This is a genomic window from Limosilactobacillus avium, from assembly GCF_947381485.1.
GTDB classification, from domain to species: domain Bacteria; phylum Bacillota; class Bacilli; order Lactobacillales; family Lactobacillaceae; genus Limosilactobacillus; species Limosilactobacillus avium.
The window spans coordinates 1-10,284 of record NZ_CANCWN010000045.1; the positions used below are offsets into that span (position 1 = coordinate 1).

9 protein-coding genes and 1 riboswitch are annotated in these 10,284 nt (G+C 50.0%); of the genes, 7 read left to right on the plus strand and 2 right to left on the minus strand.

Going from position 1 to position 10,284, the window contains the following annotated elements:
- Positions 1-464 precede the first annotated feature (464 nt).
- A complete protein-coding gene (locus QOS01_RS09665) occupies positions 465-1,463 on the minus strand; it encodes an NAD(P)/FAD-dependent oxidoreductase (protein WP_222258185.1) in 999 nt (332 codons plus the stop codon).
- A gap of 235 nt (positions 1,464-1,698) precedes the next feature.
- On the opposite strand from QOS01_RS09665, the gene QOS01_RS09670 reads away from it, so the two are divergent.
- Together QOS01_RS09670 and trpX are read left to right on the plus strand one after the other, a co-directional pair.
- Positions 1,699-2,664: a nucleoside hydrolase gene (locus QOS01_RS09670; protein WP_283622172.1), complete on the plus strand. Its 966-nt coding sequence runs from the start codon at positions 1,699-1,701 to the stop codon at positions 2,662-2,664.
- Positions 2,665-3,032: 368 nt separating this feature from the next.
- Complete coding sequence (gene trpX / locus QOS01_RS09675; RefSeq protein WP_222258186.1) at positions 3,033-4,016, plus strand: tryptophan ABC transporter substrate-binding protein; 984 nt, start codon at positions 3,033-3,035, stop codon at positions 4,014-4,016.
- Here the strand turns inward: trpX and QOS01_RS09680 are convergent, their stop codons facing one another.
- A complete protein-coding gene (locus QOS01_RS09680; RefSeq protein WP_283622173.1) occupies positions 4,017-4,802 on the minus strand; it encodes a sulfite exporter TauE/SafE family protein in 786 nt (261 codons plus the stop codon).
- Between the two features lie 119 nt (positions 4,803-4,921).
- Positions 4,922-5,011, plus strand: a riboswitch (TPP riboswitch).
- A 103-nt stretch (positions 5,012-5,114) separates the two neighbouring features.
- Here QOS01_RS09680 and QOS01_RS09685 point away from each other — a divergent pair.
- The 5 genes from QOS01_RS09685 to QOS01_RS09705 all read left to right on the plus strand — a co-directional run bounded on the left by QOS01_RS09685 (position 5,115) and on the right by QOS01_RS09705 (position 10,149).
- Positions 5,115-5,675, plus strand: a complete 561-nt coding sequence (locus tag QOS01_RS09685) for an ECF transporter S component (RefSeq protein ID WP_283622174.1) — start codon at positions 5,115-5,117, stop codon at positions 5,673-5,675.
- Between the two features lie 3 nt (positions 5,676-5,678).
- Positions 5,679-7,076, plus strand: a complete 1,398-nt coding sequence (locus QOS01_RS09690) for an ATP-binding cassette domain-containing protein (protein WP_283622175.1) — start codon at positions 5,679-5,681, stop codon at positions 7,074-7,076.
- The gene (locus QOS01_RS09695) at positions 7,066-7,719 is read left to right on the plus strand and encodes an energy-coupling factor transporter transmembrane component T family protein (protein ID WP_283622176.1); all 654 of its coding nucleotides are present in this window, start codon (positions 7,066-7,068) and stop codon (positions 7,717-7,719) included. The genes QOS01_RS09690 and QOS01_RS09695 overlap by 11 nt, the downstream gene beginning before the upstream one ends.
- Before the next feature lie 39 nt (positions 7,720-7,758).
- Positions 7,759-8,103: a DUF4870 domain-containing protein gene (locus tag QOS01_RS09700; RefSeq protein ID WP_283622177.1), complete on the plus strand. Its 345-nt coding sequence runs from the start codon at positions 7,759-7,761 to the stop codon at positions 8,101-8,103.
- A gap of 78 nt (positions 8,104-8,181) precedes the next feature.
- The gene (locus QOS01_RS09705) at positions 8,182-10,149 is read left to right on the plus strand and encodes a cation:proton antiporter (RefSeq protein ID WP_283622178.1); all 1,968 of its coding nucleotides are present in this window, start codon (positions 8,182-8,184) and stop codon (positions 10,147-10,149) included.
- Positions 10,150-10,284 lie beyond the last annotated feature (135 nt).

The following is a 10,284-nucleotide window of genomic DNA, read 5'->3' on the forward strand; positions in this document are numbered from 1 at the left end:
CCCTTTATAACTTGTGCCATTTTCACCACAATCTTTCATCATTGGCCAGTCAACAAAGCTAATTAATATCTGAACACTACTCTCTGTTAAGAATATTATATCATACTCCAAAACGTATGTTCGATTGAAAGATTAAAAAATAGGCAATTCATCACGTCCTTAAAAGAGCGTGTCTCCTTGCCCGTTTTCAAAAAAATCGGGGGCAAGATAAATCTTAGCCTCCTACAAAAATATAAATATATTTTTCAATGCTAGTAGTTTAATGTTTTGCAGCCAGCTTGTCAATAACCTTATCTAGGAAAACATGTGTCCCGGTTATCTTATTATTTCCTCGGAAATAATCATGATTTCTCACTACCCGTCCATGCATAAACTCATGCAATTCTGCTATCCGTTTTTTCTTTGAAACACCCGGAATTAGGTAATCGTTAATATACAACAACGTGACTATGAGGCTGGGATCTTTATTTATTAATCTTCATTGAGGAACTGTGCACGGCCATGTGTTTATCAGGATAAAGCTGCTTAGCAAGGGCCGTTACCGCGGTCGGGGCCTCGCCAAATGCCGAAGCAATCAGGGCCGCCTTGCCCGGATAATTGACCCCGTCCCCAATCGCGTACACCCCATCCACGCTGGTTTTCATTGTCGAATCAACGTTAATCAGGTTGTGTTCACTGGCCAGGTCTAATGACCACTTTGTCAAGGCCGCGTTGTTGGATGTGAAACCATAGTTCACAATCAACTGGTCCACGTTTAAATCCTTGATTTCATCGCTCCGCCGCTTCTTTAAACTGAGCGTTACCGTCTGGTCGTCTTCAACCTGCATCTTCTTTGGCAGGTATGGAGTCAAGACCTTGACCTGGGACTGCTCCAGGCGGGTAATCGTGTGTTCAAGCCCCCGGAACTGGTCACGCCGATGGACCAAGCTAACCTCCTTAGCAACGGGTTCTAGCATCAGGGCAATATCGATTGCGGAATCACCGCCCCCAAGGACCGCTACCCGCTGGTTACGGTAATCATCACGGTGTTGGACAAAGTAGTGTAGCTGGTGTCCCTCAGCCTCATCGGCACCGTCCAGGCTTAACCGCCGGGGAGTGAAGGCCCCATTACCCAAGGCGATGATCACTGCCTTGGAATGTGACTCCCGTTGACGGGACTTGATCGTAAAGGTCCCATCGTCTTCCTTGATGACGTCATCAACCGTCTCATTTAAAAACTGGTCAACTGGTGCCACCGCCATCTGTTGTTTTAGGCGGTCGACCAGTTCCTGGCCACTCACGCCGGGCATTCCCGCGACATCCCAAATCTGTTTTTCGGGATAGAGGGCGGCAACCTGGCCCCCTAACTGGGGAAGGCTCTCAATCAACTGGGCTTTTAATTCGTGCAAACCACAGTAGAAGGCAGCGAACATTCCTGCGGGCCCCCCACCGATTATCGTTACATCATAACTTTGCTCTGCCATTAAAATTTCCTTTCATCTTTAGTGCTTACTATATTATAGCATTACCGGTATTAAGCAACTAATACCCCCTGAATGATTAATTAATCATCACTGTACGTAAAAGGTTTGACGTGTTGATATAGCAATGTTAAACTTTTTGTAAAAGCGCTACCATCTTGATTGTTTTTGTCACTAAAGTACTTTAAGATGGAGTAGTAGATAAAATTTTTAGTTAACTTTTTGGAGGGACAAGATTATGGCTAAAAGAAAAATGATTCTCGACTTAGATACTGGTGTCGATGACTCCTTAGCAATCGCTTACGCTTTAGCTGACCCTGAAGTTGATCTGATTGGGATCGTTAGTTCATACGGTAACAACCTGCTGGACGTTTGTGCGCAAAACAGCCTTAAGTTACTGGAACTGTTAGGGCACACTGATATTCCGGTATTCAAGGGGCTTCCCCACTCCAGCACATCTGACCACTTCGACGTAATGCAAGTTTCCAAGGATATTCACGGTAACAACGGGATTGGTGAGGTTGAATTGCCAGACCCGCAACGCTCCATTGAAGAAGAATCCGGGGTGGACTTCTACATTGACGCCGCCCACAAGTACGGCAAAGACCTGATTATCATTCCAACTGGTCCAATGACCAACCTGGCAGCCGCCCTGAAGAAGGATCCTGAAATTGCCCACTTGATTGGTAATGTTACCTTCATGGGTGGTGCCCTGACGGTTGACGGGAACGTTACCCCAGCCGCCGAAGCCAACATTAACCAGGATGCCAAGGCTGCTGACGAAGTCTTCAAGTCTGGCTTACCATTAACTATGGTTGGCCTGGACGTCACCCTGCGGACCCTCTTGACTAAGAAGGAAACCCAGCAATGGCGTGACCTCGGTACCAAGGCTGGTAAGGCATACGCGGACATCACCGACTTCTACATTGATGCTTACTACAACCTCGACATTGATAAGCGTGGTTGTGCCCTCCACGACCCACTGGCAGTTGGTGTCGGCATTGACCCATCCTTCGTTCAAACGATCAGCCTGTTCATGCGTTGTGAATACGATCCGGACAGCCCATTCTACGGCCGGACGGTTGGTGACAACGCTAAGCTCAACGACCCGAACCCGAACGTCAAGGTGGCCGTCAACGTTGATAAGGAACGTTATTTGAAGGTCTTCATGGACCACCTGACCAACCTGTTCAAGGAACACTAGGATAAATTTTTGACACTCCTTCACCACCCTTCGTCTTATTACGGAGGGTGGCTTTTTGTATTAAATTATTTTAATATTTCTCTTGCCATTTACTAATTTACCTGTTATGATACAAGCAAGTTAAAACAAAGGAGAAAGTATTCATGAGTTTCCGCTTCACACAATTGAATAATTGGCAAAGCCGGTAACTCAGAATGGCCGTCTATACAGATGCGTTCTGGGTTTTGCAGAATGCATCTGTACCGGCTTTTTAAGGAACCAATTAAGTCCGTACGGATTTTCCACGTACGGTCTTTTCCTTTCGCGCAAAAAAGAGGAGCCCCCACCGTGGAGCTCCTTTTAATTTTTACAAGAAAGGTTGATTCATTATGAAACGAATTATCACAATCATCATTACTTTAGTTGTTGTTCTCGGTGGCTACCTTGGCTTTTCCAAGGCCCAGCAAAATCGCCGTCCAGTTGTCGGCGTCCTGACCATGATGCACCACCCCGCCCTCGACCAAATCTACAAGGGCTTCGTTGCGGGGCTCGCTGCGGAAGGCTACCATAACGGCAAGAACATCAAGATTGAGTATCAGAACGCCAATGGGGACCAGTCCAACCTCAACCAGATGGCCAATAAGTTGATCAACGACCACGCCAAGGTTGTGATGGGAATTACCACCCCTGCCGCCCAATCATTAGCCAACGCTACCAAAGACACCCCGGTCCTGATGGGCGGTATCGGAGACCCGGTTGGTTCACGGCTCGTTAAAAGCATGAAACACCCGGGAGGCAACGTCACCGGGGTCCAGTCCGATAACCCTGTTCGCCAGCAACTTGCCCTGGCCAAGCGCTTTCTTCCTCACGCTAAGCAGCTCGGCTTAATCTACACCTCAAGCGACCCCTCAGCAGAACACCAGGCTAAGCAAATGGAAGCCGCTGCCAAGCAGCTCAACATCAAGTTAAAGGTGGCCACAATTGCCAACTCCAATGACCTTAACCAGGTTTCGCAAAGCCTGCTCAGCCACGTCGATGGGGTAATGGTCCCGTGTGACAACACCATCGCCGGTTCAATGAAGGTCCTCGTTAAAAACGCTGATGCCGTCAATAAGCCGGTCTTCCCCGGTGCAGATACCATGGTGAAGGATGGCGGAGTCGCCTCAATCAGCCTCGACCAGTACGGGATGGGGAAAGCAACCGGGAAAATGGCAGCGCAGATTCTTAAGGGAAAGCGGCCCCAGGACATGGCGGTTGACGACTACCACCACGGCAAACCAGTCCTTAACCTGAAGCAGGCCCACAAGCTCGGTCTTAAGGTGCCCGCCGGTTTTACTAAGGATGCCCAAGAACACGGCCAAGTTATTAAATAACTAGAGAAAGTTCCGGACCAGCAAAGAAACTGCTAAAACGAGGGACCCTAGCCCGACGAGAACTTGCATTAAGCGGCCGGGAAGGTGGCGGACAATTACCGGCCCCAGGGCCCCACCAAGAATATTTCCCAGGAAAAGGGGAATAATGTAACTCCATTCAATGGTGGTTTCAAAGGCAAAGATGGCTACCGAAATGGTGTTCGTGACGGTCATAGCCACGTTTTTGAGGGCGTTATTGACCGCAAACGACTTCTGCCGGTTAACCACCGACAAAAGGGTCAGCATTAAAACACCCGCACCGGCGTTAAAATAGCCAGCATAGACACCGACAATGAAGACCCCAATGGCGGTTAAGACGGTGTATAGGCGGGACCGTTTCAAGGAACGACTATCCGCAGCCATCTCACCCGTTGCCTGCCGCGCCCGGTGAGGGAAAAGCAGGATAATTCCGGCAATGGCAATGCAGAAAGGAACTAACTCCTGAAATAATTTCCCGGGTAATGCAAACAGGAGAAGGGCCCCAATGATGGCGCCCACAAGTACCAGGGGAATAATCATCCACATCTGCTTACGGTCTTTTCGCAACTCCTTACTCGAAGCCACGATGGAGCTATAGGCGCTCCCGATTGTCGACCAGGCGCTGGTTACGTTAGCGATTACCGGTGGAAGCCCCATCATCAATAGTGATGGGTACGAGATTAAGGACGCCAGCCCCGCCGCGGCACTGACAATTCCGGATAGGATCCCGATAACAACCATAACAATAAAAAAGGCGATTCCAGACATAGTTCCCTCCTCTTCTTTTTTCAAAGCAATTTTTATTGTACGCTCCTTCGCCGATAATCTGAATAATTTTACCCATTTGAATTCGTTTTCTTTCTTAGTTATAATCATTGGTGAGATTAATACGATGTCTGGGGTGCCAATTGGCTGAGATAATACCCATTGAACCTGACCTGGATAACACCAGCGGAGGAAGATTCGGTAAGATCAAATCAACGATGCGTTTAATGACGTCCCGGATGCTTTGTGCATTGCGGGACTTTTATTTTACCTAAGACCGCCTTAATCTTAATACTTTCAAGGAGCAGTCTTATCATGCGTAACAAAACTTTTCATTTACGAGACATTATTCTACTGGCCCTAATTGCAATTATTTTCGGCGTAATTTACTACGCCGCGGCCTTCGTCTACAACGGCTTAACGGTCCTCTTAACACCGGTTGGCTATGGTCCCATGGCCAATGACATTACGATGGGCATTTGGTGTATGGCCGGTCCCCTCGCCGGCTTCATGTTGCGCCTCCCCGGAGCCGCCTTCTTAGGTGAATTTCTCGGTGCTGCCGTGGAGATGTTTCTTGGTGACCAATGGGGCGCTGCCAACTTAATTTCCGGAGCGGTCCAAGGGATTGCCACTGAGTTAGGTTTTACCGTCACCTTCTATAAGCTTTACAACTGGCTTACCGTTATCCTCACCAGTCTTTTCGCCACCCTGGTTACCTTTGGTTGGGACTGGTTCCGGAACGGTTACAGTCACTTTGCCCCCCACATGCTGGTCATCATGCTGGTCGTCCGCTTTGTTTCCATGCTGGTCTTCTCCGGTATCCTGGTCAAGCTGATCGTCAACATGCTGGTTCGGGCACACGTCATCAAGGGGTAGACCATGAACATTGTTGAAGTCAACAACTTAGCATTTGCCTTTGACCACCAGTCCCCCGTTCTTGACCGGGTCACGGTTAATTTTCCTGCCCAGCAGACCGCCTTGTTGACGGGACCGTCGGGTTGCGGGAAGTCAACCTTTCTCCGTCTCTTGGCGGGCCTTTTGCCCAAGTATGGCGGCCAGGTTAGCGGGGGGCAAATTGCCTTTCCCAATGGGCAACCAACGATTGGGATGCTCTTTCAGGACCCCCTGACCCAGTTTGCCCTTGATACCCCCCGCCACGAGCTTGAATTCGTTCTTGAAAACCAGCGGGTTCCGCACGCCAAAATTGCCGACCAGGTTCAAGCGGCCCTCGACTTCTGCCAGATTACGGACCTGGCAAACCGTAAGATCACCTCGTTATCTGGCGGTCAGCAACAAAGGGTGGCCCTGGCGGTCATCATCGCCCGGCAGGCGGATATTCTCCTTCTTGACGAGCCCTTTGCCAATATCGACGAAGCCAACCGGCAATTTTTAATGGCGCAGCTCGGTAAACTCGTAACTGAACACGGGGTTACCCTAATCATTGCTGACCACGACTGCCACGGCTACCAGGACCTCGCGCCCCAAATCTATGACTTCACTGACCACCATATTGTGGGCCTTTCGTCTGCCGCTAGCCACCACCGTCTGACAGCTGCTGACAAGGCGGCAACCCGTCAACTGGTCTTTGCTGCCCCCCAGCCGACTGCCCCGACAGCTTTTAAGCTCAACAATGTTTCCCTCGCGCGCGGTAATCACCAGTTGTTAAACATCGACCAACTGGCAATTGTTAAGGATAAGATTACCCTAATCACTGGTCCCAACGGCACTGGTAAGTCAACATTTTTCAAGGCCCTTACTAAGTTAATCCCCTTCCGGGGGCAAATCAACTACCAGGGGCACCCAATTAACCACATCAAGGACCGCCGCTACCGGCAAGAGGTCGGGCTCGTCTTTCAGCGGGCCAATGACCAGTTTATCGACGTGACAATCAAAGAGGAACTGGAATTAAGTGCCAAAAATGGTCACCACCCCTACTTCAAGGCCCACCTGCAGGACGCTCTCAAAGCCCTCGGGCTAAATAATCTTGGTGACCGGGTTGTCTACTCCCTCAGTGGGGGACAGCGGAAAAAGCTCCAGCTACTGGTAATGCTCATGATGGGGCAGGAAGTCCTTCTCCTCGACGAGCCGTTCGCGGGCCTAGACCACGCTTCCCTGCAGGCGGTCTTTCAACTTATCCAGGCTGCCCAGGCAACAAGACCGCAGACGATCCTCATCATCAGTCACCAGCTTGACCGAATTGACCAGTTAGCAGACTTCCACCTGATCCTCCATGACCACCGACTAACTTACCAGGAGGCCCCGACCCATGAATCCTAGTCTCAAACTCATCTTTGCCCTGATTATTTCCCTGGAAATAACCTTTACCACCCACCTAACGGGAAACCTGGTAATAATCATCGGCGCCTTACTAATCCTGGTCTACCACCGGGTCGGTCCGCGCAAGGTCTTTAAACTGGCCCTAATTACCCTAATTCCGGCTGCAGCCCTGTTTGTCACCATGGCCTTCTTCTCTCCCGGGCACAATGTTTTCTTTGCCTGGGTCCTGGTCAGTCGGCTGTACTGCTACGTCCTTGTTGGTGGTGCGGTAACCCTCACCACTAATAAGCTGACCCTGATCCGGTCCCTCGAGCAAAACTGCCACCTCCCGAGTAAGTTTGCTTACGGGTTCCTGGCTGCACTAAACCTGGTTCCCCGAATAAGGCAGGCGGTCGTCACCATCCGGGTTGCTGGCCAGATGCGGAGGGTCAACCTCCACTGGTGGTCACCAACTCTCTACTTCAAGGCCATCCTCTCCGCAATTCAGTGGTCGGACCAACTGGCCCAGGCAATGGAAACGCAAGGCTTTGTCGAGGGGGCACCACGGACCGTTGCCCAGCCAATTGATATTACTAAGCGGGACTGGTTACTTTTAATCATTGGTCTGGCCCTTGTCCAACTAGTATTAATTGCGCTCCCCTAATTTATCGGGCATAATATAAAGAAAAAGAAAGGATCAAAAATGGATAATAATACTAGTCTAACAACGCGAATTGTTAACGCGCTTTCTTACTTCAGCATTTTCTTCTTGCCGGTCATCTTCCCCCTGATCGTATGGATCGTTGCCCGTGCAAGTGAGGAGCCGTCCATTACTGCCAACGCACGGAAGGCTTTTTGGAGCCAAATTTTCCCGCTCATCTACGGAATCTTCGCCATCCTCGTGCTTAGCTTGAGTGCCTTCCAGGACTTCACCGCTCATGGTGGTGCCCTGTTCGGCATCCTGTTAACCTTCGCATTACTGATTGCCCTCCTCCTCTTTATCTACAATGTCGCGATGGGGGTAAAAATGCTTCTCGGACGGGAATAAGCTCAATTACTCGTAGTGGCTGGCGGAACAATCATTCCCCGGCTTCTTTATTTTCTTTGCACAAGGTGGTATTTAATTATGGAATTGCTACTTGGAATCATCCTCCTCTTAGCAACCGTTGTTGTTGCTAACATCATTCACCTGATCTTTCCCCGGGTTCCCCTGTCAATCTACCAAATCCTGGCGGGGGTTTTGTTGGCGTCCCTTCCCACGGCAGCAACCAACTTTACAATGCACCCGGAATTATTCATGATGGTCGTCATTGCCCCTTTAATGTTTAATGATGGGCAAAATCAGTCTTTTCGTTACTTAAGTAGGAACTACAAGTCGATTTTCTCAATATCCGTCCTGCTGGCCCTCGTAACGGTTCTGGTGGCGGGGAGCATCTTGCACCTAGCAATGCCAACGGTCTTCCCGTTTGCCCTCGCCTTCATCCTGGCCGCAATCATTACGCCGACCGATGCGGTTGCCGTTAAGTCAATCACCTCAAACATGACCGTTCCAGAAAATGTCAACGGGGCCCTCGAATACGAGTCCCTCTTCAATGACGCTTCCGGAATTGTCCTTTTGGAGCTTTCCCTCTCTGCCTACCGGTCTGGGGAATTCTCCATTGGTTACGGATTGTGGTTCTTCATCTACGTCTTCTTCGGTGGGATCATCTTTGGGGCCATCTTCGGTTACCTCTTGATTACCCTGCGACAACGATTGATGCGGCGCCACGTCGACATCGGTTCAATCGTCATCCCCATTAACGTCATGACCCCGATTGTCATCTACTGGTCTGCCGAGGAAATTCACTTCTCCGGTATCCTGGCCGTGGTTTCCGCTGGGATTGTCCACAGCATCCTTTACGACCGTCTCCAGCTGACTTCCACCAAGGTCCAGATGGCAACGACCACCATTTGGACGATTGTTAGCGACTCCCTCAACGGTATCGTCTTCGTCCTGCTTGGGGTCATGCTGCCCCAGGTTATTCGACGGACGGCACCCCGGAACCTCCTCGATCTAGCGTTGATTGGACTGGGCCTTTACCTTATTATGACGGTTATGCGCTACCTCTGGGTCCGGTTCCGCCTGGTCAATATCGACTCTGAAAAGGCTCACCTCAAACGCGATAGCCTCCTAATGGGCATCGGGGGAATGCACGGAACTATCACATTGTCGCTGGCCTTCTCCCTGCCAGTAATCATTAACCACCACGAATTTGCCTTCCGTAACTCAATAATCCTGATTGCGGCCTTCGTTATCCTAATCAGTATCCTGGTGGGGGCAATCGTTTACCCAATCATGCTCCCATCAAAGGCCCGCGATTACAGCCAGGAGGAGTTTCAAAAGTACCTGACCGCCACGGTCCACTACGCAATCAATGACCTTCACGGGGATAACAACCATCCCCGCGAACGGGCGATGGTTAGGGACCAGCTCAGCACCCAGGCACACCAGTTCCACAACTTTGACAACAACCTCTTTAAGCAGCTGATGAACCGGACGCACCAGGTGGAACTAGCAACCATTGACCACCTGACGGATGAAGGCGAAATCACCGAGCAGGAGGCCCAGGCCTACTCCCGGTTTGTCACCCGGTCGGCCCTCCGCGGTGGTCAGCACGGCCTGCTGGAATTTTGTAAGGTAATGATTCACCGCCTTAAGTGGCGGCTTAACCGGTGGCACTACCTCAAAAAACATGGCCAAAAGCTTGACGCCAAGCAGAAAAAACTGATTGATTCTAAGCGTGCCGCCTTCAATAAGATTCAACTGCTTGTTTACCGCAACGTGGAACGCTACCTCCATTCGGTCTCTAATCCGAACAATTTAAACGAAATTGCGATGGTCCAACGAGTCTACCTCAAGCGTAAGGAATTCTTCAACCGGGATCGGACGGTCGACAATGATGTCGTAACGAGCCTGTTCATTGAGGCCTTTCAGCTTGAACACGGCTATGTCCAGCAGAAGTTAGCTGCTGGCGAATTGTCACAAGAACTGGCCAACGCCTTAAACGAGCAGATTTCAACCGATGAGCTGGTTTATGCCCAGTCTTTGGACTAGTTAGACAAAACTCCCTGTTATTGTCATGAACTTGACGATAACAGGGAGTTTTTTTATCCCCCGGAATGTCAATTTAAATTAGAAATTGGTCATCTGTAATATACTTCATGAATACTTCCAAAGGTGTTTGATAAT